This window comes from Spirosoma pomorum, assembly GCF_054776615.1.
The window spans coordinates 35855-60311 of sequence record NZ_BAAHBP010000029.1; the positions used below are offsets into that span (position 1 = coordinate 35855).

18 protein-coding genes are annotated in these 24457 nt (G+C 53.1%); all 18 read right to left on the reverse strand.

Translation table 11 applies throughout. The features are described from left to right. Positions 1-253: 253 nt before the first annotated feature. Positions 254-640 carry a hypothetical protein gene (locus ACYVAD_RS17675; RefSeq protein WP_461140845.1) on the reverse strand — a complete coding sequence of 129 codons (387 nt, stop codon included), beginning with the start codon at positions 638-640 and terminating at the stop codon, positions 254-256. Between the two features lie 156 nt (positions 641-796). Further along, a complete protein-coding gene (locus ACYVAD_RS17680; protein WP_461140846.1) occupies positions 797-2419 on the reverse strand; it encodes a hypothetical protein in 1623 nt (540 codons plus the stop codon). After that, positions 2416-4671 carry a hypothetical protein gene (locus tag ACYVAD_RS17685; RefSeq protein ID WP_461140847.1) on the reverse strand — a complete coding sequence of 752 codons (2256 nt, stop codon included), beginning with the start codon at positions 4669-4671 and terminating at the stop codon, positions 2416-2418. The genes ACYVAD_RS17680 and ACYVAD_RS17685 overlap by 4 nt, the downstream gene beginning before the upstream one ends. Beyond that, positions 4668-5858, reverse strand: a complete 1191-nt coding sequence (locus tag ACYVAD_RS17690; RefSeq protein WP_461140848.1) for a BatA domain-containing protein — start codon at positions 5856-5858, stop codon at positions 4668-4670. The genes ACYVAD_RS17685 and ACYVAD_RS17690 overlap by 4 nt, the downstream gene beginning before the upstream one ends. 3 nt (positions 5859-5861) lie before the next feature. Next, positions 5862-6725 (reverse strand): DUF58 domain-containing protein, encoded by an 864-nt coding sequence (locus tag ACYVAD_RS17695; RefSeq protein ID WP_461140849.1) that lies wholly within the window; start codon positions 6723-6725, stop codon positions 5862-5864. Positions 6726-6807: 82 nt separating this feature from the next. Then, positions 6808-7791 carry an AAA family ATPase gene (locus ACYVAD_RS17700; protein ID WP_461140850.1) on the reverse strand — a complete coding sequence of 328 codons (984 nt, stop codon included), beginning with the start codon at positions 7789-7791 and terminating at the stop codon, positions 6808-6810. A 152-nt stretch (positions 7792-7943) separates the two neighbouring features. Beyond that, positions 7944-8561 carry a DUF4159 domain-containing protein gene (locus ACYVAD_RS17705; protein WP_461140851.1) on the reverse strand — a complete coding sequence of 206 codons (618 nt, stop codon included), beginning with the start codon at positions 8559-8561 and terminating at the stop codon, positions 7944-7946. A gap of 124 nt (positions 8562-8685) precedes the next feature. Then, positions 8686-11445: a family 78 glycoside hydrolase catalytic domain gene (locus ACYVAD_RS17710; protein ID WP_461140852.1), complete on the reverse strand. Its 2760-nt coding sequence runs from the start codon at positions 11443-11445 to the stop codon at positions 8686-8688. Positions 11446-11506: 61 nt separating this feature from the next. Beyond that, positions 11507-12061 carry a GNAT family N-acetyltransferase gene (locus ACYVAD_RS17715; RefSeq protein ID WP_461140853.1) on the reverse strand — a complete coding sequence of 185 codons (555 nt, stop codon included), beginning with the start codon at positions 12059-12061 and terminating at the stop codon, positions 11507-11509. A 26-nt stretch (positions 12062-12087) separates the two neighbouring features. Continuing rightward, on the reverse strand, positions 12088-12759 hold the full coding sequence (locus ACYVAD_RS17720) for a Uma2 family endonuclease (RefSeq protein WP_461140854.1): 672 nt from the start codon (positions 12757-12759) through the stop codon (positions 12088-12090). A gap of 1 nt (position 12760) precedes the next feature. Further along, positions 12761-13684 (reverse strand): GIY-YIG nuclease family protein, encoded by a 924-nt coding sequence (locus ACYVAD_RS17725; RefSeq protein WP_461140855.1) that lies wholly within the window; start codon positions 13682-13684, stop codon positions 12761-12763. A 136-nt stretch (positions 13685-13820) separates the two neighbouring features. Beyond that, the gene (locus ACYVAD_RS17730) at positions 13821-15158 is read right to left on the reverse strand and encodes a TldD/PmbA family protein (RefSeq protein WP_461140856.1); all 1338 of its coding nucleotides are present in this window, start codon (positions 15156-15158) and stop codon (positions 13821-13823) included. Positions 15159-15162: 4 nt separating this feature from the next. Then, on the reverse strand, positions 15163-16803 hold the full coding sequence (locus ACYVAD_RS17735) for a TldD/PmbA family protein (protein WP_461140857.1): 1641 nt from the start codon (positions 16801-16803) through the stop codon (positions 15163-15165). Positions 16804-16964: 161 nt separating this feature from the next. Further along, positions 16965-18311 carry a TldD/PmbA family protein gene (locus ACYVAD_RS17740; protein ID WP_461140858.1) on the reverse strand — a complete coding sequence of 449 codons (1347 nt, stop codon included), beginning with the start codon at positions 18309-18311 and terminating at the stop codon, positions 16965-16967. Between the two features lie 26 nt (positions 18312-18337). After that, entirely contained in the window at positions 18338-19978 is a 1641-nt protein-coding gene (locus tag ACYVAD_RS17745; RefSeq protein WP_461140859.1) for a TldD/PmbA family protein, read from the reverse strand. 50 nt (positions 19979-20028) lie between these two features. Next, positions 20029-21360, reverse strand: a complete 1332-nt coding sequence (locus ACYVAD_RS17750) for a TldD/PmbA family protein (protein ID WP_461140860.1) — start codon at positions 21358-21360, stop codon at positions 20029-20031. A 7-nt stretch (positions 21361-21367) separates the two neighbouring features. After that, positions 21368-23011: a TldD/PmbA family protein gene (locus ACYVAD_RS17755; RefSeq protein ID WP_461140861.1), complete on the reverse strand. Its 1644-nt coding sequence runs from the start codon at positions 23009-23011 to the stop codon at positions 21368-21370. 349 nt (positions 23012-23360) lie between these two features. Then, a complete protein-coding gene (locus ACYVAD_RS17760; protein ID WP_461140862.1) occupies positions 23361-24443 on the reverse strand; it encodes an ATP-grasp domain-containing protein in 1083 nt (360 codons plus the stop codon). Positions 24444-24457: the final 14 nt, after the last annotated feature.

Sequence of the window (24457 nt, forward strand, 5' to 3'; positions counted from 1 at the left end):
GAACGGTAAGTAGGCTTGTTGTTATTCCAGAAGAAAACGCGTAGGGAATTTCTGCATCGGAATATGACCGATGCAGGAGTGCGTTAAAGCTGATGCTTGTCACTGTGACTGTTGAACAGCTTGGCTGAGGGCACAGACCGATAACGTAATCCGGGTTGGACTAACGAGTTACAGGCAAAGGGCCCGGAAACAGGGAAGAAGAATGGGGAAAACCGTCCCGCTAGAACATAGTACGGCCAGCAGAAACGCCCCCTTAGCGTCGGGGTGGATTGATCAACGACGAAACGCTGACAAATGAGTAAAAATTGGTGTAGCGGAAGCAAGCCGTTTTCGCCAGCAACAGTTCAGCGAAAATGGTTACTGGCAGCAGAATAACCGAAGGGGCAGTAAATGCGGGAGCGGCATGACTCACCGCGGGTAGTTTTTGATGACTATGGTTAGGGTGCTTCTGGTGCTCGGAATTAGACCCGTAGTGCATTCCTATAAAATCGAGGAAGCTCAGATTAGGGACTGTTTTCCGGTGCTGCTGGTAATGCTGCACTAGATCGACCAGCTTGGTGGATTGGTCCACACTGAAACCAGGGAGCAAACTGCTTACCAGTATCTGCGTTGCCAGTATAAATGCCACCAATGCTTTCATGTCAAACGTACCTGCGTCACTCGAACCAACGTAAAGTTTACCAGAAAGTTCGAGGCTACAAGTAGTCGGGTGTAATTTAGAAGTAGACCACACTTGGCTAAGACCTGAACGGGTTACCAGCCGCCTATAATTTAGTCAATTGGTTTTTGCAGCGCGTCAAAGCTTCGGCTCCACCCACAAAGCCGTGAAACAAACGATCAGCGCAACTAGCCAGACCCAGTTCGGAACCTGGGCGTAGCGCTCGGGCTGGGTGCGGGCGGGAAGAAGCTGTTGCTGGTCATGAGCCTGTACGAACTGATTTACACCGGCGCGACGGGCCTGGGCACCGTTACTCACGTATACCATCAGCGAATCCTGCACGGGTTGCCAGCCAGTCTGCGCGAACGTTACCCGCGTGCTCGCTGATTGCTCGTTCAGGGGAGCCGGCTGCAAACGGGTTGTATCACCCCCAGCCCGGATGGCCGCAGCCTTTGTCGTCAGGTTGTTTGTGCGCAATTCAGTCGGCAGACCCACGTATAGCGGAGCCTGGACCTGAATAACATTGTTGTCGGTTGGGTAAAGCTGGGCCAGTACGCTTGTCCAGATGCGGCTGTAAGCCAGGCTGTCGCCACTGAGGGCGAGGGGATACGTTTCACTTAACAGGCTAATGCCCACCCGTCCGTTGGTACGTTGAATGGCGATAGGGTAACCCGCTACGGGAAACTGCGTCAGCGATGAGCCAAACTGATAGGGGAGAGCCGTCAGATTCGCGCCAATCGGAACCGTTGGATCGGTCGATACGCGACGTACCTGGAACCGGCTGCCCAACGCCTGGTTGATAAGTCGGCTATCTGTTTCGGGCGTCGCCAGGTTGAGGAAGAAAACCGTCCGCCCGTCGGCCACCGCTTTCTTAACCACGGCATTGGCGGCATTGCTTGGGTCCGTGATAACAATATTCGGTACTTTCTTTCCGCTATTTTTCGATTGATTAATGCTGACCGCACTGCTGACGTTTTTCGAGAGCGTAGCCGATAGCTGAACCGCATAACCTTGTTTTCCCAGCCAATCAGCCAGCGTTTTGGTTTCAAAATCCGGGTTGCTCAGGATAAACTGAACGGTTAGCGGCTGGGCTGCCCGCGTAAAGAACCGGACTGTGTCGATTGCTTTCCCTCCCAGTACCAGTTCCATCTGATTGCGTCCTCGAACGAAAGCCGGAAACCGGAGCGTAAATGGACTCTCTCCGGCCGGAACCGCCGTACTATCGAGGGTTACGTTGCCGTACCGCACCGCCAGCGTCTGCTTGTCCGATGACTGTACCCAGCCCGTCACGGTCTGCTGCTCGCCCTGCCGCAGTAATCCCTTATAGTGCAAGCCCTGCACCCGATTAAGTGGGTTGTACGGTACCCATTGCACCGCTGAGCTGCTCAACTGGGTCAGCGTCTCCCGTGGGAAGTCCTGGCCTACTACCGTAACTGAGTCGACGGCTTCGTTGAACGTCCGGGGCGTTACCGTTTCGGTTACGTGGAGGCTGTCGCTAACCCGCTGGACAAAACCCCGGGGGGCGTCGTTACCCACCAGCAACACGTGCCGGGAGGGGTTGGTCAACGGCCACCGGAACTGCAGAAAGTAAGCGAGAACGACCAACCAGAGTATCAGATTCAGAACGATCTTTAGCAACCGTCGGCCTGGTGATAGGGAGTGGGTACGAACGAGGAACCAGCCCTGCACGCCCAGAATGACCAGAAGAACCAGCGCTGTGAGCCAGGTAAGCGGGGATGCCCAGTTGAGGGTTGTTGTCATGATCGAATGTGTCGCCAGAAAGCCCGCTCCAGTGTACGCTCGCTAGAATACGAAGCCGGGCCGGTTTGCACCGATGTACCCGTCAGGGCGTAGAGTTTGGTTTTGAGTTGTTGCTTCTCAGCCGCAGTCAGCGTTTTGCCGCCTGCCAGTTTTTGTAGACTCGCCAGCACCGACCAGTTGCGCAGGCCGCTGTTGATCGTTTGCTCTGCCAGTTGGTTGCCTAGTTGCTGCACCGTCAGCCGCTGGCGAGATGAAAGCTCGGGCAGATCCAGATAGCCTAGTACATTGGCAACCAACGGTTCAAGCTGTTGTTTTGTGAACGATTTGTCCTGATTGAAGGTCGGCGTTACGTTGGTTAGTTCGCCCGTCAGTCGTAGTTCCTTTTCCTTAATCGGTGGCGGGTCGAATCCTGTTTTCTTGACGTAAGACCGTGCTTTTTGTTGCGATAGCTTCAGGTATTCCAGCGCTTTCTGCTCGTAAGGAAGCGCCAGCGTGGGTTCGTACATGCGCAGGTGCAGCTCCGACTGCCACATGTTCTCTAACGCCATTTTCAGGAGCGAGCGGGTGGATTGCTCATGAAATGTATTGGTTTCGGCATCGTCGTGCGAATGGACATACTGTTCCATAAGTGCGGCAACGGGGTCTTTTTCGTCGTTGCTACCACCGCCCCCGTGACTGTGACCGGCGTGGTCGTGCCCGGCATGAGATGGCGCAACCGCCGGAGCGCTGTGATCACCCTCGCCTTCATCGTGCTTGTGCATGTATTGTTGCATCATCGCGTAGCCAACCACGACATCGCCATCCTGATCGGTCGGTAAGGCGTCGCCCCCGCCGATTGATTTTTCAAATTCTTCGCCCAGGAACTGACCATACCGCAACCGTAGCGCTTTCTGATCGAAGCCAATCTCGTTCGATGTGCTGCGGAAGGACTTATCGGTTGGTTTCTTCTTACTGGCAATCAGCTTCTCGGTGTCAATGATGATCTGCCGCTGACTCCGAAAATACTCGGGCATAATGTTGACGGCCATCGTTGCCAGTTCGCTTTCCTCGACCTGCGTGGTGTCTTTGTAAACCAGGAAATACGTATCCGACTTGGTGAAGTTAGGCTCGGGACGGCGGTTGTCGAAAGCGGCCCAGTAGTAATACAACTCGTCGCCCGGCGCAAAATTCAGGGCTTTCAGATCGAGGGTTTTGGCGATGCGCGTTTCTTTGAAATTCTTCGGACCCAAGGGCATCTTGACCTCCCGAAACTTAACATTCTCACCCGACCCTCGCGCTACGGTCGCCACGATAAACGCCTGCGAAACGGCAAAGTCATCCGACAGCTTGGCCGCGATGGTGATCGTTTTGGGGTCTTTCAGAAAATGAAATTTATATAGCTCTTTCGACTCCGGCTCGATCTTGGGCGCCATGTCTGGCTTGGCATCGAGCCGGTAAAAGTCGGACTGGTAAATCAGCGAGTCGTGGCCCGGACTGGATTGGCCTGACTTGTCCTGCCAATATGCCTTTATGGCATAAAGCCCTGAGTTCAAAAGCTGATCCTGGTACGTAAAGGTTCCTCCGGACAGCTTGAAGGCCAGCTCTTGCCCCTTGCTATTCACCAGCCGAACTTTTACGTTCTGCTGGCTACTGAGCTGCACGCGCCAGGTTAGCGTTGAGCCCACTACCGCCGACGCGTTAAGGTCGCGGGAGTTCTGATCAGGAAGTTGGGTATACGCTGGGGGCTGTACCCGCAAAGCCGCCGATTGGAACGTTGGTGCCCCGGGCTTAAGGGCGGCTGCCGTGGCAAACTGCGTGCGCAGGTCGTTGGGGCTAGGCGTGGCTCGTTGCTTCATCTGCGGATAACCGACATACAGAGCCAGGACAGCTACCAGACCCGTAGCGTACCAACCAGCGTTTTTTAATAAAACACCCGGTACCGGCACCCGTTGTAGCCGGTCGTTGAGCCGGTCGAGTTGCAGTTGCTCAGCCAGATTGAGCTGTTCTTTCTCCAGCAGGGGCAGACTGTACTCGACATCGCCCACCGACTGGTGAATCAGCCGAACTGCCTGGGGCCGTTTGTCCTGAAACGGTTTGCTCAATAAAGTGCCCAGCCCTAGCCCGGCTAGCCCAGCCACAAAAGCCGGTAAGGTTGTGCCCGTAAACGTAGCGACCAGGAAGTAGGCGGATACGGCCAGCAGCACGCAACGGATCAGGGCATTGGCGTAAAGCTGGTACGTAACCAGTGAAAGGGTTCGTTTGAGTTCGTTCATGCGTTTTTGGTCAGCGCCAGCCAGCGTTCGGCGAGCAGGAGGCAGACGAATAACAGCAGTAATATGGGCTGCATACTAGCCTGCTGATGGACACTGCGTTTCGTTGATGGAACAAACAAATTGGCTAACGCCTGCTTACTCAATGGATTGTGCTGATGAGCGGTCAGGCCATAATGGTAAACGAGCTGTTGCCCCAGCCATTCTGGCAATTGGCCGTTGACGACGCGGTCAGACGCTTGGGGTGTCAGGTGTTCGTTCGTGTAGATAACGTTGGCGGGGTGCGGAACCTGTTCATTCGCCGAGATGATATACAGCGTTTTAGGCGTTAACCGGGCCGGTACTTCATCCGTTAATACCCAATCGTAGGATTGACGGGCTGGTTTTTCGTCGATGGTCAGATCAAGGCTGTACACGTCCATCAGCGCCTGGAGAGCCGCCCGTACGGTCTGGCGTTCGGGAGCGTTGGCGTATTGAAGCAGCACGCGTAATGGCCCTTCGTGCGCTGGGGTTGATTGTAGCTTTACGTTGGGTGTCTCGACGCTGGCCATTAACTTACCAGACTGATTGAGATAGAGTTTTTTGCCGTTTCGCACGGTCAAATAGGGGCGGGGCTGGCTGGCGGAATCAATTACGCTGTGTAATCGAAACCGTTGCGGAACCGTAATGGCCGGTACGTCCGCCAGCGACTCGCTGTTCTGTAGATACAGGTGCAAATTGGTTGTCTCGGCGGGTAATTCGCTGATCGCCGTTTGTAACTGGAGGGCATCGAAGTAGGGAGCAGGTAACGGCTGGGCCGATTGACCGGCGAATCGGGGTAGGGTACTGGTAGCCAGGTAAACAGCCTCGCCTTTTTTAGTGGCTTCGTCCAGTTCAAACCGAAAGTTGTCAGCGACAAAGGCGCTGGGTTGAACCAGGTGAACCGTTTTTATTGCTTCGGTCTGGTCGGACTTGTTGAGGAGTAACTGGCTGACCAATAAGGCCAGTACTAGCAACAAAAAGCAGCGTACGATCAGCAGCGGGATGTTATCAAGACGTAAACCCCGGCTTTGTTGCTGGTCTTTTTCCGTGAGCCACTGCGTAGCCGCCCAGGGTAGAGGTTTGCCATGCTTTTGGTGCCAGAAGTGAATCACAACTGGAATTCCTACGGCCAGCGCCCCCCACAGTAAGTATGGTTCGACAAACGTCATCAGTTAATTCTTTCCGGTTAAAAAACGGGTCAACACCAACGCGACGGGTTCACTCATCCGCACCCGGATCAGCCGAACGTGCGGAATACGTAACGCTTCTTCCAGTTGGCTCAGGTAAGCCGACGACCGCTCCCGAACGAGATCACGCACGGTTTCAGCCTGTAATTCCATTTCCCGGCCCGTTTCCAGGTCCTGAAAGCGGTAGAAGCCACTTAGGTCAAACGATAATTCCTGATCACCCAGAATCTGGAAGATAACGATCTCCCGGCGCGGACCGGCGACGCTGCGAATCAGGTTGATCCACTCGTCGCTAACCTGCAAAAAGTCCGACGCCAGCACGAGCAGTTCGGTCTGTTTGCGGCTGAACTCCGGGAACGAAGCCTGCGTTGAGGTCCACTCGCCTGACGCCTGAGCGGCATCGAGCAGCGCGATGATTTTCTGAAAGGCTTGTTTCCCTGCGGGAACCAGGGTCTGAACCGCACTCTGCTGCAAGGCGTATAGGCTGAGCTGATCGCCCTGCCGGTTGCTGAGGTACGCCAGCGACGCCAGGAGTAGTTTGGCATAGTTCAGGCGACTGACGTTTCCTTCGGCGTAGTTCATTGACCCCGACAGATCGATCAGAAACCGTACCTGCTGGTTACTCTCCGTGGCCGATTCGCGGACGAGATACTGGCCGCTTTTGGCAAACAGTTTCCAGTCGATGCGCTTGGGATCGTCGCCGGGTTCGTAGTGGCGGAACTGTTCAAACTCCGTGCCTACTCCTGACCGCTTGCTGGCCTGAATACCCAGCAGCAGTTCGTCGCTAACCAGTTTCCCCGCTAGTTGCAGGTTGTTGAGTTTGATGAGATCCGTGGCGAGCTTAGCCATGTTGATCTAGAGAAAAGGTAATAGACGGAAGAAAACAGACCGATCGAACTTGTTCGAAACGTTTTCTCTGAAGAAGATTGGCTTACTTAACGCTTTTTAGCAATTCCTCAATGACCCGATCGGTTGTAATACCTTCGGCGTCGGCGCGGAAATTTAAGGCAATCCGGTGCCGAAGAATTGGGAATGCCAACGTCTGAATATCCTCGGGAATGACGGAATAGCGCTCGTTCAGAACAGCCCGCGCTTTGGCACACAACACCAGCGCCTGGCCCGCCCGCGGCCCGGCCCCCCACTCGCTCCACTGCTTGACAAAGGCCGATTGAGTGGTTTGCGGACGGGTCGAGCGTACCAGGCGGTTAATGTACTCGATCAGTTCGTCGCTGATATGGACCTGCCGGGTCAGGTTTTGCAGGGCGAGGATATCCTCGTCCGACAGCACCGTTTGCAATTCGGCGCGTTTGGTGCCGGTCGTGCTCTTCAGTACGTTCAGCTCTTCGTGCTCAGCGGGGTAACCAAGTTTGATGTAAAGTAAGAACCGGTCAAGCTGGGCTTCGGGCAGGGGGTACGTACCGGCCTGCTCGATGGGGTTCTGGGTCGCAATAATCAGGAAGGGGCGGGGGAGCGGGTAATCATTACCGCCGTAGGTCACCTTGTACTCCTGCATGGCTTCCAGCATGGCGGCCTGCGTTTTAGGGGGCGTCCGGTTGATCTCATCGGCCAGCACGACGTTAGCAAAGATGGGCCCCTTGTTGAATTTGAACACTTTGTGCCCCGTCTCGTGGTCGTCTTCCAGGATCTCGGTTCCAACAATATCGCCGGGCATCAGATCGGGGGTAAACTGAATCCGCTTGAAGCGCATCGCCAGCGCGTCCGACATGGTTTTCACCATCAGAGTCTTGGCCAGGCCGGGCACCCCTTCGAGCAGGCAATGACCACCCGCCAACAAAGCGATCAAGACTTCGCTGATGGCTTCTTCCTGGCCGATGATGACTTTGCCAATCTCCTGTCGTAGCTGGGGCAGTCGGGCCACCAGCGCTTTGTAATGAGTTAAGTTAGCTTGTTCCAAAGTTATGTTTCAGGTTGTATAAAGCACTTTTAACAAAGGCGTAAGTCGAAAGATGTAAGAAAGGAGGCTTTAGAAAAGAGAGATAAGCAATCGATCTTTTGTCCAGCGTCTTACGTCTTTTCTCTTCCATCTTTTTTGTCTTTCTTTCCTATTTATGCCGTCAGCGCGTACGTGACGATGTTGACGCCGAACTTAGTGTTGTCTTCGGCCAGAAACCGTTTGTTGCGGAAATCATAGTCCCACTCGCAGCCGTAATCCTTGTTGCTATACAGCACGCCGATTCGCCCGTTGACGGTAATCGCTTTCAGATAGTCGTGGACCAGATCATCTCCCCAGCCGTTCAGCTCGAACGAGGTCGTGGGCGGCCCTTCGGCGAACGTAAAGAAGCAATTATAAATGGGGTGGGTGTTCGGAATCTTCTGCAACGCTTTCGAGCCAAAGGTCCGCTCCATTTCCTGCTCAAACGACTTGGCGAATAAGCCGTCGATGTCGTGGTTGCAATCATCCACAAACACAAACCCGCCGTTTTGTACATATCGCTTGAAATGGTCCCGTTCCTGCGCCGAAAACTCCACCAGCTTATGGCCGCTCAAATAACAGAACGGGCTTTTAAACAAATCCGGACTACTCAACTGTACCACATGTTCCTTCTGATCAACCGGAATCGTGGTGTACTCAACCAGCGAGTGGAGCAGGTTGGAGGGCATCCGCTGGTCGGTGTCCCAGTCGCCGGAGGTATACTGAATACGGGTGAAAACAAACGGTTTCAAAATACGCTCAGTTTGTTGAATAAAGAGACAATCAACGTAATAAGGCGTTGGCCCATTTCTGTCTGACTGCCTATTGTTATAGGCGCCCAGATAGCAGACTGACGTACTGCTATCTGGGCAATCACTACTTGGTTGGTTGGTTCACCGTCGCCGGTTGGGTGGTGATGAACTGGTATTTTCCCGAACCTACTTTTACCGCGACATAGCCTTTCTCGGTACCGGAAACCTGTACGTCGTTGACCGATGTCAACGGTTTGCCACTTTCCTGGATAGCATCTGGTGAAGTAGCCGGTACGTAAATTGTTGCAGTCGTATTTGTGGGGACTTCGACAGATAACAGCATCTTGCCGTTCTCTAGTTTCCAGTCTGAACTGGCTTTGCCATAATAGGTATCCAGCGTAGCGGCTGCCTGGGTCAGTTTGCCGCCCACGTGGGGCTTGATACGTATTTTCTTGTACCCTACGCCGTCATCTTCGGTGTCGAGACCCGCCACGACCCGGTACATCCAGTCGCCAATGGCTCCGTATGCGTAATGATTATAAGAATTCATAGATGGTGTCTGAAAGGTCGAATCAGGTTTGATTCCGTCCCAGCGCTCCCAGATCGTTGTTGCCCCCATCTTGACCGGGTACAGCCAGGAGGGATAACTTTCCTGCATCAATAGGGAGAACGCGACATCGGTATGACCAAACCGGTCTAGCACAAAGCATAAGTAAGGCGTTCCAAGAAAACCGGTTGTCAGGTGGTTGCGATAGCTCTTGATATTATCGACTAGCCGCTGGGCGGCTGCGGCCCGTAGGTTCTCGGGCAGCATATCGAAGTTCAGCGCCAGAACGTAGGCCGTTTGTGAACTGGAGACTAGCCGACCTGTTGGCGTCATGTACTCGTTCATAAACGCGTCTTTGATCTGCTTCAGCAATGCCGTGTATGTCTGCGCATCCTGCTTGTTGCCGAGTACGTTGGCGGCATTGATGAGCAGTTGGGTAGAATGAGCGTAGAAACACTGGGCGATCAGGTATTTGTCAGTAATGGCAGCCCGGCCATCGTTATCGTCGTCGGGCCGGTAGAATAGCCAGTCGCCGAAGTGAAAGCCCACATTCCACAGGTCGTCTTTGCTGGATTTGTGCATGTACTCTACCCAGTTTTTCATACTTGGATACTGCTCGGCCAATAACCGCTTATCGCCGTAAGCCAGGTACATGTTCCAGGGAGCAATAGTTGCTACATCGCCCCAGCCAGCACTAGCGGTTTCGCCCAGCACATTAGGTACCACAAAGGGTACAGCACCGTTTGCTGTTTGATCAGCCGCTACGTCTTTGAGCCACTTGGCAAAGAAGTTGTTTACGTTGAAATTAAACGCAGCCGTGCGTGAAAAAGCCTGGGCATCACCTGTCCAGCCCAGTCGTTCGTCCCGTTGGGGACAATCAGTAGGCACGTCCAGAAAATTACCCCGCTGCCCCCACTGGATGTTGTGCTGCAACTGATTGATGAGTGGGTTAGACGACGTAAACTGACCTGTGGGTTGAATGTCTGAGTAGAGAGCCACCGCTGAAATATTTTCGGGTTTCAACTCACCGGGGTAGCCGTCTACTTTGACGAACTGAAAGCCTTGCCAGGTAAAATGTGGCTCGAACGTTTCAGTTGTGCCCCCTTTCAGAACATATGTATTTTGCGCCTTAGCCGCGCGTAAGTTTTCTGTATAAAAGTTGCCTTTTTTGTCGAGCACCTCGGCGTGGGAGAGTGTAATGCTGTCACCCGCCTTTCCCGTGGCTTTCAGAACAACCCAGCCAACCAGATTCTGTCCGAAATCAATCACCTGTTCACCTTTGGGCGTCTTGAAAATTCGGACGGGCTTAAACGTTTCTTGTTTCCTGACAGGCTCGTTATACGTAGCGACCAGCACGTTCATCGGGTAGTCTTTCACCGTCACGCCCGACCAGTTGCTGTCCGAATAGGGCGCCGATGCCCAGCCAGCCTTTTCCTGCCGGGCGTCGTAGATTTCGCCGTTGTAAATTTCAGAACTGCGGATTGGCCCCATTGATGATTTCCAACTGTCGTCGGAAACAACCGATTCTGTAGTGCCGTCCGTGTAGGTAATGTCTAACTGAAATAGAAGGGCAATGTCTTTGCCGAAATAATTGCGTTGGTTGGAAAAACCAATGTAGCCTCTATACCAGCCGCTACCCAACGTAACGCCCACAGCATTGGCTCCCTGTTTTACCAGATTCGTTACGTCGTAAACCTGGTATTGTAGCCGCTTTTTATAGCTGGTCCAGCCCGGCGTCAGGTAGGCATCGCCTACGCGCTGGCCGTTGATCTGGGCTTCGTACATACCGTGCGCCGTGATGTAGGCAGTAGCAGAACGGACTTTCTTGCTGGTGGCAAACTGCTTTCGGAGCATGGGGCTTGCCCGGAGTGGGTCTTCCGTATAGCCTGGCTCAATCCATTTGGCTTTCCAGTCAGCAGTCGTCAGCAGAGCCATCTGCCAGTAGGCTGGTGTACTCCAGGCTGAGGTCTTCCCCGTATTGTCCCAGACGCGTACCTGCCAGAAACAACGTTTGCCCGATTGCAGCGGCTGGCCTGCGTAGGCAACGTGGACTGATGAGTCTGAGTTTATCTTACCGGAGTTCCAGAGAGTGCCTTTCGATAACGTAGCTGCGTCATTGCCTACCCGAATTTCGTAGGCGGTTTGCCTAACGTTCCGTCGGTCGGCGCGGAGCTGCCAACTGAAACGGGGTTGCTGAATGTCCAGGCCAACAGGATTAGTCAGGTTTTCGCACCGTAGATTTTGCACGGCAACCTGAGCGATAGCTGTGCTATACAGTAATTGTAAGGTTAAGCAGAGAAGACCTGTCTTTTTTGCGAAGGACATTAGATTTGCCATGTGGTAAAATGTCAGGAATCGGTTCGTTTACCAACAAGTAAGTAAAAGACGTCTCTCTACTCTAGGAGGTGGCCTTAATATCGTTTTTAAACCCAGCGCTTGAGTCAGTGGAAAGTAATGGTTTTTCCATCACGTAATCTTCCATTAAGTAGCCATTGCCAATGTCAATGTTTTCCTGTTGGACAACGGAAAAGCCGATGCGTTCGTAGAACTGAGTGGCCTTGTTATTCCGGTTTACGTTCAGGCTCAACCGGTCGTTGCCACGTTGCTGAGCCAGCTCGGCAACGTGGTCAAGCAATTGACGTCCGACGCCTTTACCCTGGCTGGCCGGTAATAGATACAGTTTATGAATCTTGGTCACCGGTTCGCTTTTGTAGTTCAGCTCATAGGATACGAATCCCAGTACCTCCTGGCTATCCGTATCACGAGCCAGCAGGAAAGCATGGTTTTTCTCGTTTACCTGAGCCTGTAACGCATCCGGACTATACATCATGCTCAACATATAGTCGATCTGTTCAGGCGACAGAATGTCGCCGAACGTACTGGGCCAGGTTTGGTAAGCAATAGACCGAACAATGGACAACTGCTCTTCGGTTGCTGGGATAATGGTGATCATTAAGGCTAAATAACTGAGGCATATCATTACGCTGATAGCCGCATCAATGTCTGTAACGTTTCCAGATTGACTGCCTTGTCGAAAATGGCGCGTACCGGAATTTGAAAACCGGGGATCGTGATGGCATCGAGCGTATCGTCGATATACAACGTAGTAGCCGAGGCAAAGGCCATCGTCGCTTCGTCCAATTGGTACTGTTCCAGGGATTTGCGAACCGGATCAATAATCCAGTACTCTCGAACCCCGTGGGCAGCGTAGTCTTCGAACTTTATGCCACGATCACGACCTGTCGTGCTTTTTGACAGAATTTCCACGATCAGATCCGGAGCCGGATGTTCCATCTGGTCGTCATCGAACGAGTCAGCTGTCTCCTTATTCCAGTAGCAGATGTCCGGTTCGTAGTCGTTACGAGTCAGTCCAACAAGCGCTTTCTCTGAATCGACTACACCCAGATCGTTTAGTAAGACAAAATTCTGCAGGAGATTCTCCAGATATTTTGACGCATCCAGATGCCGACGCTTAACAGGCGAGTGCATGATGACTTCGCCGTTAATAAACTCGGCCTTGAAGTCGTCACGCAACCATTCGCGGAAGGCGCGCCGGCGCTCGGCTTCGTTCGCCAGAATGGCCTGTGCCCGCTCAATGACCAGTTTGGCATCGGGGGCTTCGAGAAGATCGGCAACGCGGCTATTCAGCATATCAAGAATCAATTCTATTGTCAATCAATAACCTATTGGTGGGAGAAAACGACATATTTTTTGGCGATAGATCGGTCAACTCTGATTCATAGCCTTTGAGTGTACGACCATCTACATTTCTCCATTCTGTTAGACCATTCGCGGGACGTCCCATTACAATTGCTGCTGCCGTGGATGGACTGCTAAATATATAATCGTCGGCTAATAAAAGATTTTCACCATCTTGGATGATGTCTCCTCTGTCTATCATTTCCTGTCGAAGTTTGTGCAGCGATGTGGAGAACGAAGGGACGGTTGAAGACGCAATGGTCGAGCTTTTAAATACTACGAACCCCTCTGATGTTGGCTCACCTTTCGCATCTGCTCCTCGTGGAGCAACGATACAAAACGGATCTTTTTGCTTTGCTCGAATCCGCTGCTCGCGCTTTTCTTCGAACACTTTATGTCCGAGTGTATTGACCAATAGTTTGACGTTTTCTAAGAACTCTTCCATTTCTGCTCTATCGGATTCCGAGATGGACGATTGAGTCGGAATTATTGAATTCTCAATCTTGTATCGATTGGCTGTTTGGGCAGTTTGATAAAGTCGGTTCTCTAAATATTTAATGTGGGCCTTATTTAGATTTTCGTCCTTACTCACGAAGACAACCGTTTCATTCCAAAAGTCCTTCTGAGCTAAATGTTGGTTGAGTCTCACCCTAACCTCTTCAGCTTCGCCTATATAGACTTGTTCGTCGCCATCGTCGTTTCGCCCAAAGAGTAGATACACTCCTGTATTCAGTAAATCTGGTCGATCAATACAATCCTTCACCTTTGTACGGGGTATTTTATAGGCTTTCCCCGTCCAGTTAGATAGTTCACAACTCATTCGACCATTTGGGTCTCCGTCAATCAAAAAGATCTTGATAGTTTTTCCGAACTGCATTTTTGACTGCTTATATAACAGTGTCGCTTTACGAGTGTCTATGAAGTTACGCAATTAGGACAACTTTGGCAAAGCTGAGACGTCTGTCTGGTTTTACATAGAATCAGCTTCGCCAAAGATTATTACATGGCGTCAGTTACACCGCGTCGGACAAACTCGTGAACGTAAATTCCCGGATCTTCATTGGGGGGACCAGGTAGTTCTGGTCGGATTCGGTGCTTACGACGCGCTCGGGTTTACCCAGGGCTTCGAGGTTGTTGAGCATAATAACCGGGCTCTCGTTGAAGCGAAAATTCTTGACCGGATGCTTGATCTTGCCGTTCTCGATGTAGAAGGTTCCGTCGCGGGTCAGACCCGTCAGGAGGATCGTTTGGGGATCGACCTCGCGGATGTACCAGAGCTTGGTGACCAGAATCCCGCGTTGAGTGCTCTTAATCATGTCTTCCAGCGACGACGAGCCGCCTGCCATAATCATGTTATTGGGATAGGGGATTGGCTTCTTTCCCTGCTTCTGCGCCCAGTACCGCGAGTACGACAGGTTTTTTACTACGCCCTTGTCAATCCACATCGTCTTGTTCTGGGGTTGCCCATCACCCGACCAGGGAGAGGCCGGTAGTTCGGCGTTCGTCGGGTCAGAGTAGAGCGTAACGCGCTCATCCACGATTTTGTCGCCCAGGCGACTTTTACCTCCCGTTTTGCTGAAGTAGGAGCGACCTTCATCCGCCGAGCGGGCGTCCATTCCCCACATGAGGTATTCGAGCAGAACAACAGCTGCCGTTGGCTCCAGAATAACCGTGTATTTACCCGGTTCGATGGCCCGCGCTGCCGCCGAACCCTGCGCTTTCTGCATGGCAATGCGCGTAGCAGCTGCCGTATCCAGTTTTGATACGTCGCTGTAGCCGCGTGCTACGTACCCCGAGCCTTTGCCGTCGTCAGTACGTACCGTTAATGAGAAATTGACGTTGGTGCTGGGGTAATAGGCAAATAGACCTTTCGAGTTCATCATGGCCGAGTAGCCCCGGTAGTCCTGAAGAAAACCCGCGGCTGTCAGCTTCTGGTCACGGGCCAGTTGCAGACTCTTGTCTACAGAATCGGCCCGGGTAGCGGGGGAGATGCCCGCCGTTGAGTTAAAGAAACCCGTTGATTTAACATAGGTCTGTGGTCCCAGAACGCCCATGTATTCCGGATTTTCGGGAGCAAGCTGAGCGAGTTCTTCGGCCCGGCGAACAACTTTTTCGAGCGAGGCATCGTCGAACTCATCGATCGTGGCCGTACCCACTTTCTTGCCAAAAGACGACTGAACGACCAGGTTCTTGTTGATGGTTGAACCACTCGTAGAGACCTCGTTCCGGGCGTAGCGCAGGTTGCCCCGTTCTTCGCCCATTAGGTTGACTTCGCACTCGTCTGCTTTGGAGTAACTTAATACTTTTTGGAGAAGCGCTTTTGCTTCTGCTTCGGTGAGGATAACCGCCATGATGTTAAATTTTACGACCTGTATTGATGACGTTAACTCCGTTGAAACGCGCCGTTGAGCTGCCGTGCGACACCGCACTCACTTGCTGGGGCTGCCCTTTGCCGTCGAAGAACGAACCACCCAGCCGATAGTCTTTTTCGTCGCAGACAGCAACGCACGAATTCCAGAACTCCTGCGTGTTTGACTGATACGCTACGTCCTTGAGCATTCCCGCAATTTCGCCGTTTTTGATCTCGTAAAAGAGCTGACCGCCGAACTGGAAGTTATACCGCTGCTGGTCAATGGAGAACGACCCGTCGCCAATGATATAAATGCCTTTCTTAACGTCTTTGATCATCTGCTGCACCGACAGGGGCGTTTTGCCAGCCGCCAGCGATACGTTGGCCATGCGCTGAAACTGTACTGATCCCCAGCTATCGGCGTAGCAGCAGCCCTGCGATTCCTTTTCGCCGATGATATGCACCTGGTCGCGAATAGCCTGGTAGTTCACTAACGTACCGTCCTTTACCAGATCCCATTCCTTGGTTTTAACGCCTTCGTCGTCCCAGCCTACAGCACCTAATGAACCGACCTGCGTTTTGTCGGCAACCAGATTGACCTGCTTGCTGCCGTAGTTGAAATCTTTGGATTTCCACTTGTCAAGCGTCGCAAAGCTGGTTCCGGCGAAATTGGCTTCGTAGCCCAGTACGCGGTCGAGTTCCAGCGGGTGACCAACTGACTCATGGATGGTTAGCCAGAGGTGAGACGGGTCCAGCACCAGATCGTATTTACCCGCTTCAACCGACTTCGCAGAATGCTTGGCGCGCGCCTGCTTGGCGGCTGCGACAGCATCTTCGACCATATCGTACCCTTTGTTGTAGCGGGTCGTTACGCCCGTTACCTTGTCGGCCGGATTGGTCGTCAGGTATTCGTAACTCATGCCCATAGGAGCGCTGAGCGCCTGCCGGGTTTCGAACTTGCCCGATTGTTTATTGATGGCCGTTACGGTAAATGTCGGCCAGATCCGGTGAACATCCTGATCGGCGTACGTACCATCAGTCGATGCGAAGTACTTCTGCTCGTTCACCATGAACAGGACCGAGTTAACAAAATCAGCCCCGTTTTTCATGGCGGCACTGTTGACCGCCATTAGTAAATCTACCTTCTCCTTGACCGGAACTTCGAACGCATTTTTGGTGATGGGTGCTTTCCAACTCACATCCCCGTACCCTTTCTGCGGAGCCAGCTGAACGGGTTGTTTCATCAGCTTGGCATTGGCTTTGGCAATCGCTACGGCCGACTCGGCAGCCTTGGCCATGTCTGCGTCTGATTTCGCATCGACGACAGCGGCAAAGCCCCAACAACCATCCGCAATAACACGAACACCAACTCCGTACGATTCGGTGTTGACGATGTTCTGTACTTTGTCTTCCCGTGTAGTGACGAACTGATTCAGATAGCGGCCAATTCGTACGTCGGCGTAGCTGGCGCCCTTGCTCTTAGCAGCATTGAGCGCGGCATCAGCCAGTCGTTTTTTAACGGCAACGTCGAGGCCCGGCTCCATCAGACGTTCCGGCGAGACGTTCCGAGAAAAGGCAGGTAGAGAGGGGATCATCAGACCCGCAGTTCCCATACCCAGCAATTGGTTGAAATTCCGGCGATTCAAAGTTATAGTGTGTTTAAGTAGGTTTTGGTTGGGTAAGTTACGGATAAAGCGTTGTCAACGAATCGTTCTTTGTCCGTTGACAACGCCTACACTTCATGGTTTCACTACAATTGCTTAAGCTAGATGGCGTCAGCTACACTGCGTCAGCTATACTGCGTCCGTTACACGGCGTCAGACAGGCTGCTGAACGTAAAGTCCCGAATCTTCATCGGCGGTAACAGGTAGCCTCCCGCCCGAACAGGCTTGCCCATCGCTTCAAGGTTGTTGAGCATAATAACTGGGCTCTCGTTGAAGCGGAAGTTCTTAATTGGGAATTTGATCTTGCCGTTCTCGATGTAGAAGGTCCCGTCGCGGGTCAGGCCCGTGTACAGCAGCGTTTGGGGGTCAACGGCCCGGATGTACCAGAAGCGCGTCACCAGAATGCCTTTGTCAGTACTCTTGATTAGGTCAGCCAGCGATTCGGTGCCGCCTTCCATAATGATGCCCGATGGTCGCGGAATAGCTTTCACTTTTTTCTGCTCGGCCCAATAGCGCGAGTAGAACATGTTCTTCACGACTCCCTTCTCAATCCAGGTGATTTTCTCCTGCGGAACTCCTTCTGAGCCCCCACCAAAACGGCCACCGCCCCCACCGCCAAAAGGGGAAAGAGGAAGTTCGGGGTTCATGGGATCGGTATAGATCGTTACGCGCTCGTCGAAGAGTTTCTCGCCCAGGCGCGTACCCCCGCCTTTTTTGCTCAAGAAGCTACGGCCTTCATCAGCCGAGCGGGCGTCCATGCTGCCCATCATGTTCCGCATTAGCTCCGTCGAAGCCGCCGGTTCCAGGATAACGGTGTATTTGCCAGGCTCCAGCGCCCGCGCACCCACCGACGCCTGTGCCTTCTGAATGGCCACATCGGTAGCGGCCTTGGTGCTGAGCTTACTGGCGTCGTTTACGTCGCGGATAGCGTAGCCCGAGCCGGTACCATCGGCCGTGCGGACCGTAATCGAAAAATCAACGCTCGTTTCCCGGTTGTAACCGAAGAGGCCTTTGCTGTTACCCATGGCCGAAAAACCGGTTGTGTCTTCCATGTAACCGGCAGCCGTCAGATTCTTCTGGCGGCAGGGATCGAGGCTGTCGAAAGCGGCCTGCGCCCGGTATTCTGGGTTGATTTTGGCCGTTGATTCGGAATAAGTGTTGGTATCGAGGTATTTCTGCGGGCCGAGCATAGGCATGTACTCGGGGTTTTCCGGAGCGAGCCGGGCGATTTCTTCGGCCCGACGAACGGTTTTTTCGAGCGAGGCATCATCAAACTCATTGATGGTAGCCGTACCCGCCTTTTTACCGAAAACAGCCGTTACAGCCAGGGAAAGATTATTTGTTTCGCCGGAAGTTGAAACTGAGTTCCGGGCGTATCGAATGTTACCTGTTCGGTTTCCCGACAGTCCCACGCTCATTTCGTCGGCTTTCGAATACGAAAGCACTTTATCGATAATTTTCTTTGCTTCTTCTTTACTTAAGATGGCCATCCTGGTCTAAGTTTATCGTCCCCAAATCAGATTTTACGAGCGGTGTTGATGACGTTCACGCCATTGAAACGGGCCGTCGCGCTGCCGTGCGATACCGCGCTCGACTGCGAAGGCTGCCCCTTCCCGTCGTTAAAAGCGCCCCCGAGCCGGTAGTCACTTTCGTCACAAACCGCGACGCATGAATTCCAGAACTCACGGGTGTTGGCCTGGTAGGCTACGTCCTTGAGCATTCCCGCAATCTTACCGTCTTTGATTTCGTAAAAGAGCTGACCGCCGAACTGGAAGTTATACCGCTGCTGGTCGATGGAAAAAGAGCCATCACCGATGATGTAGATGCCTTTCTTGACGTCTTTGATCATGTCCTGTACCGACAGGGGCGTTTTACCAGCCGCCAGCGATACGTTGGCCATGCGCTGGAACTGCACCGAACTCCAGTTATCGGCGTAGCAGCAGCCCTGCGATTCTTTCTCGCCGATGATGTGTACCTGATCACGGATGGCCTGGTAATTGACCAGAATGCCATCTTTCACCAGATCCCACCGCTTCGTTTTTACACCTTCGTCGTCCCAGCCGACTGCCCCGAGCGAACCAACCTGCGTTTTATCGGCAAAGAAGTTAACCTCCTTGCTGCCGTACTGGAAGTCTTTGGATTTCCATTTGTCGAGCGTGGCAAACGAAGTACCAGCGTAGTTGGCTTCGTAGCCTAGTACGCGGTCGAGTTCCAGGGGGTGACCGACTGATTCATGAATGGTCAACCAGGTGTGCGAGGGATCAAGGACCAGGTCATATTTGCCCGCTTCGACCGATTTTGCTGTGGTTTTTTCCCGCGCCTGCTGAGCGGCCGCGGTAATGTCCTCGAGCATGTCGTAGCCCTTGTTGTAACGTGTCGTTACGCCGGTCACTTTATCTTTGGGGTTTGCCTGCAAATACTCGTAGCCCATGCCCATGGGGGCGCTTAGGGCGTTACGGGTGGCGAAGCGACCGTTGGCCGGATCGACGGCCGTTACGGTAAAGCTGGGCCCAATCCGGTGAATATCCTGGTCGGCGTACGTACCATCGGTCGACGCAAAATACTTTTGCTCGTTCACCTGAAACAGAACATTGTTGACGAAGTTGGCCCCGTTTTTCATAGCCGCAGCATTGCACGCCAGCAGCAGCTCTACTTTTTCTTTCACGGGCACCTCGAACGCGTTTTTCTGAATGGGCGCTTTCCAGCTCACTTCCCCGAAACCCTTCTGGGGAGCAAGTTGTACCGGTTCGGTCAATAACCGGGCGTTGGCTTTGGCGATGGCTACCGCCGTTTCAGTTGCTTTGGCGACGACCGATTCGTCGCGGGCATCGCCGACGGAGGCAAAGCCCCAACTGCCATCGACAATGACGCGCACCCCAACGCCGTAGGACTCGGTGTTGATGATTCCCAGTACTTTATTTTCTCGGGTCAGTACGGACTGGTTGAGGTAGCGACCAATGCGCACGTCGGCGTAAGTAGCTCCCTTGGCTTTGGCTGTGTTAAGGGCGGCATCGGCTAGTCGCTTTTTGACGGCAACATCCAGTCCGGGTTCCAGCAGCGCTTCGGGGCTGACCGTACGGGCAAAGGAGGGCAACGTAGGCATGGCAACACCCATGGCGCCCAGACCCATTAGCTGGGTAAAATCGCGTCGTTTCAAGGTTGTATCGATTAATGGTTAACTAGAGTTATGTGGGTACACTGCGTCCGTTATACGGCGTCAGACAGGCTGGTGAACGTAAAGTCCCGGATTTTCATGGGGGGGACCAGGTTGCCGCCCATCCGAACGGGTTTACCCAGTGCTTCAAGATTGTTGAGCATGATGACCGGGCTCTCGTTGAAGCGGAAGTTCTTGACGGGAAACTTAATCTGCCCGTTTTCGATGTAGAAGGTGCCATCGCGGGTCAGGCCCGTGTACAGCAGCGTCTGCGGATCGACCGGACGGATGTACCAGAGCCGGGTTACCAGGATGCCTTTTTCGGTGCCTTTGATCATGTCGGCCAGCGACTGTGTCCCGCCTTCCATGATGAAGTTACCACCCGCAGGGGTAGCGTGCACGCCTTTTTTCTCGGCCCAGTAGCGTGAGTAAGGCATGTTTTTTACTACGCCCTTTTCAATCCAGGTTACTTTCTCCTGCGGCCGGCCATCCCCGCTGAATGCGCCGTTGGGCACTTCCGGATTGGTCGGGTCGGAATAGATTGTTACGCGCTCGTCGAAGAGTTTCTCGCCCAGGCGCGTACCCCCACCTTTTTTGCTCAAGAAGCTACGACCTTCGTCGGCCGAGCGGGCATCCATCGACCGCACCAGCGCGTTCATCAGCGACGCATCGACGTTGGCCACCAGCGCGGCCGGTTCCAGGATAACGGTGTATTTACCAGGTTCGAGCGCGCGGGCACTGGCCGAGGCCATAGCTTTCTGCATAGCGACTTCGGTCGCGTCTCGGGTGTTGAGCTTACTGACATCCGTTACGTCTCGGGTAGCGTAGCCTGAGCCCAATCCATCGGCGGTGCGCACGGTAACCGAAAACTCGACCGACGTTTCCCGATTATGCGCCGACAACCCTTTTGTGTTACCGATGGCGTTGAAACTGGTTCGATCTTCCAGGTATCCGGCTGCGGTTAGATTTTTCTTCCGGCAGGGGTCGAGGCTGTCAAACGTCGCCTGTGCCCGGTAGTTGGGGTCAATTTTAGCGGTACTTTCGGCGTACGGGTCCGTCTTTAAATACGTCTGCGGCCCCAGCATGGGCATGTATTCAGGATTTTCCGGAGCGAGCCGGGCAATCTCTTCGGCGCGCCGAACGGTTTTTTCGAGCGACGCATCGTCGAATTCGTTGATGGTCGCCGTGCCCGTTCGTTTCCCGAATGCTGCCGTTACGCCGAGCGACAGATTCGTGCCTTCACCACTGGTCGAAACGGCATTGCGGGCATAGCGAATATTGCCCCGTCGGCCGCCTGAGAGGTTCACGCTTAGCTCATCCGCTTTGGAGAACGACAGGACCTTGTCGATAATTTTCTTTGCTTCTGCTTCGGTTAAGATGGCCATGTTCAGGTTAAATTTTACGTCCGGTATTGATCACGTTGACACCGTTGAAGCGCGTCGTTGGGCAACCGTGCGAAACGGCGCTTACCTGCGACGGCTGCCCTTTTCCGTCGAAAAAGGAACCGAACGTACGATAGTCATCCTTGTCACAGAGTTGTGAGCACGAATTCCAGAACTCCTGGGTGTTCGACTGATACGCTACGTCGTCGAGCATGTTAGTCAGTTGGCCGTTTTTAATTTCGTAGAAAAGCTGACCGCCAAACTGGAAGTTATAGCGTTGCTGGTCGATGGAGTAGGAACCGCGGCCGATGATGTAAATACCTTTCTCGACGCCTTTAATCATGTCGGTAACTGAGCGTTTTTCGGTGCCGGGCGCCAACGATACGTTCGGCATGCGCTGGAATTGTACCGAATCCCAATTGTCGGCGTAGCAACAGCCGTTCGATTCTTTCTCGCCCAGAATAGCCGCCTGATCGCGGATAGCCTGGTAATTGACCAGAATGCCGTCTTTGATTAGGTTCCACTGCTTAGCGGGTACACCCTCGTCGTCGTACCCGACCGTACCGAGCGCGTTCGGCTGGATTTTATCCGCGATGATATTGACCAGCTTACTGCCGTAGTTGAAGCTTTTAGTTTTCCACTTATCAAGGGTCGCGAAACTGGTTCCGGCGTAGTTGGCTTCGTAACCCAGTACGCGGTCGAGTTCCAGTGGGTGGCCTACTGATTCATGAATGGTCAAACCGAGGTGGTTTGGATCAAGAACCAGGTCGTATTTGCCGGGCGTAACGGTTTTGGCCGTCAGTTTTTCTTTCGCCTGTTTGGCCGCCAGCGTCGCGTCCTCGACCATGTCGTAGGAACTGCGGTAGCCGACCAGCCCGTTAGGTGCCTGAATTTTCTCCGAAGCAAGCCCATCCAGGTACTCATACCCCATACCCATGGGCGAACTAAAGGCGTCGCGGCTTTTGAATTTACCAGCCGCCCGGTCGACTGCCGACACTGTAAACGTGGGCCACAGCCGGTGGATATCCTGATCGATATACGAGCCGTCGGACGAGGCAAAATATTTCTGTTCGTTGATTAGGAACAGGTTTGACGTAACGAAAGCCGCGCCGTTTTTCAGGGCTGCATTATTTACGTTCAGCAGCAGGTCAATTTTCTGCTCAACGGGTACTTCAAAGGAATTTTTCTTAATTGGTGTTTTCCAGGTTACCTCACCGACGCCTTTTTGTGGGGCCAGTTGTACTGGTTCCGTCTGGAGTTTAGCGTTTGCCTTAGCGATGGCGACGGCCGTTTCGGTGCACTTAGCCACACCTTCGGGAGTTACGTCACTGGTGGCTGAGAAACCCCAGGTACCGTTGGCAATTACCCGGATACCAACGCCGAAGGATTCGGAATTGACCAGATTCTGGACGCGGGTTTCGCGGGTGAAAAGGGACTGTTGCAGGTAGCGGCCAATGCGGATGTCGGTGTAGGTAGCTCCTTTGCTTTTCGCGGTGTTCAGAGCGATGTCGGCCAGTTTCTTCTTCAGCGCTACGTCGATGCCGGGTTCGAGTAATCGTTCGAGCGGGACGGTGTTCCCAATAACAGGAATCGATGATCCCATCAGCGCTCCGACGCCTAATCCAGATAACTGGATGAAATCTCTTCTTCTCATAAAGAGGCTGCTAGTTGATGATTAGTGAGCAATAAAGTGCTCATCGACTGCGAATATGACCAATAATGACGAGGATAACATCATCCGTTTTTGATTTTGTGACGAACGGTAAATTGGTTGTTTTCGCTTAGGGCCTAATATTATTTGGGTAAAGAAGTGATTTGCTGATGGTGTTCAGTACTTCTATCAAGTGCGCTGAACCGGCAAATTTATTGCCCGAATGACCAGAATACGTGGCTGAACGGATGGTAGCATTCGTTCCTGAAATCGGCTGAGACAAAAAGATAAGTACAAAAAAAGCGTCGATAAACCTGAGTTTATCGACGCGGAATAGGACCGAAAAGATCAATTATTTTTTTGGTTTCGGCTTGGCGGGTTTATCGGCTTCGGCTGCTTTTGGCTTGGGGGGCTTCGGTCCCTTGGTTGGCTCCCCCACCTTAGGAGGCTCTGGCGCTTTAGGCGGTTTGGCGGGACCGGGACCGCCCACGGAATCTCGTACGAAGGTGCCCCAAGTCAGGTTGTCTTTTCCGGTTTGTGCCTTCTTCGCCCGGTCGATAGCCATGTTCGCGGCTGCTTCAACAACCCAGTCAAAATTGGCCTGACCAACTGAGTTTACGTCGGCGTCAGGAGCGGGATTACAGAAATCAATGGCGATGGGGATACCATCGCGGACGGCGAACTCGACCGTATTGAAATCATAGCCAAGGCCGTGATTCAGTTTCAATACGTAGTCTTTGATGGTCGCCAGCAGTTTCTTACCTGCATCGCCGGTTACTTTGAGTTGCGAATCATAGCGAAGATGGTGTGGGTTCCGGGGCTCGTAGGGCATAATTAGCACCTCTTTGCCGCCAATGCAGTAGCAACGCACGTAATCCGTGAAATCAATGGCTTCTTGATAGAGCATAACCAGCTGGCCCGTTTCGTCGTAGGCCCGGAACATCTCCTCTGCATTATCGACTTTGTACACGTTCTTCCAGCCACCACCGGAGTGTGGTTTCATGAATGCCGGGAAACCGATGTGGTTAAAAATGCCGTCCCAGTTCATGTTTTGCAGGTTCCGGAACGAGTTATGGTTCGTATCGTCGGGCCGATGTTTGGACGGCAGCAGGACCGTTTTGGGTACTGGAACACCCAACTGCACGGCCAGCGCGTTGTTGAAGAACTTCTCGTCGGCGCTCCACCAGAAAGGGTTATTGATGACCGCCGTGCCGGTCAAAGCCGCGTTTTTGAGGTATGCTTTATAGAACGGTACGTCCTGCGAAATTCGGTCGATGATGACTGCGTAGTCGGTTGGGACGCCCTGCTCAACCTGGTCGATGCTGACGAATTCGGCGGGGAAATCGCTTTGCTTTTCGTTGACCCGATCGACAAAGGCCTGTGGAAACGTGTTTTCCTGGCCGAATAAAATCCCTATTTTTTTCTTCGTGCTCATAGTGAGTTAGTTAA

What these genes read in the sequence shown, in the direction of transcription:
- ACYVAD_RS17675 (WP_461140845.1), bottom strand. Translation starts at nt 640, where the DNA reads ATGAAAGCATTGGTGGCATTTATACTGGCAACGCAGATACTGGTAAGC.
- ACYVAD_RS17680 (WP_461140846.1), bottom strand. Translation starts at nt 2,419, where the DNA reads ATGACAACAACCCTCAACTGGGCATCCCCGCTTACCTGGCTCACAGCG.
- ACYVAD_RS17685 (WP_461140847.1), bottom strand. Translation starts at nt 4,671, where the DNA reads ATGAACGAACTCAAACGAACCCTTTCACTGGTTACGTACCAGCTTTAC.
- ACYVAD_RS17690 (WP_461140848.1), bottom strand. Translation starts at nt 5,858, where the DNA reads ATGACGTTTGTCGAACCATACTTACTGTGGGGGGCGCTGGCCGTAGGA.
- ACYVAD_RS17695 (WP_461140849.1), bottom strand. Translation starts at nt 6,725, where the DNA reads ATGGCTAAGCTCGCCACGGATCTCATCAAACTCAACAACCTGCAACTA.
- ACYVAD_RS17710 (WP_461140852.1), bottom strand. Translation starts at nt 11,445, where the DNA reads ATGGCAAATCTAATGTCCTTCGCAAAAAAGACAGGTCTTCTCTGCTTA.
- ACYVAD_RS17715 (WP_461140853.1), bottom strand. Translation starts at nt 12,061, where the DNA reads ATGATCACCATTATCCCAGCAACCGAAGAGCAGTTGTCCATTGTTCGG.
- ACYVAD_RS17720 (WP_461140854.1), bottom strand. Translation starts at nt 12,759, where the DNA reads ATGCTGAATAGCCGCGTTGCCGATCTTCTCGAAGCCCCCGATGCCAAA.
- ACYVAD_RS17725 (WP_461140855.1), bottom strand. Translation starts at nt 13,684, where the DNA reads ATGCAGTTCGGAAAAACTATCAAGATCTTTTTGATTGACGGAGACCCA.
- ACYVAD_RS17730 (WP_461140856.1), bottom strand. Translation starts at nt 15,158, where the DNA reads ATGGCGGTTATCCTCACCGAAGCAGAAGCAAAAGCGCTTCTCCAAAAA.
- ACYVAD_RS17740 (WP_461140858.1), bottom strand. Translation starts at nt 18,311, where the DNA reads ATGGCCATCTTAAGTAAAGAAGAAGCAAAGAAAATTATCGATAAAGTG.
- ACYVAD_RS17750 (WP_461140860.1), bottom strand. Translation starts at nt 21,360, where the DNA reads ATGGCCATCTTAACCGAAGCAGAAGCAAAGAAAATTATCGACAAGGTC.
- ACYVAD_RS17755 (WP_461140861.1), bottom strand. Translation starts at nt 23,011, where the DNA reads ATGAGAAGAAGAGATTTCATCCAGTTATCTGGATTAGGCGTCGGAGCG.
- ACYVAD_RS17760 (WP_461140862.1), bottom strand. Translation starts at nt 24,443, where the DNA reads ATGAGCACGAAGAAAAAAATAGGGATTTTATTCGGCCAGGAAAACACG.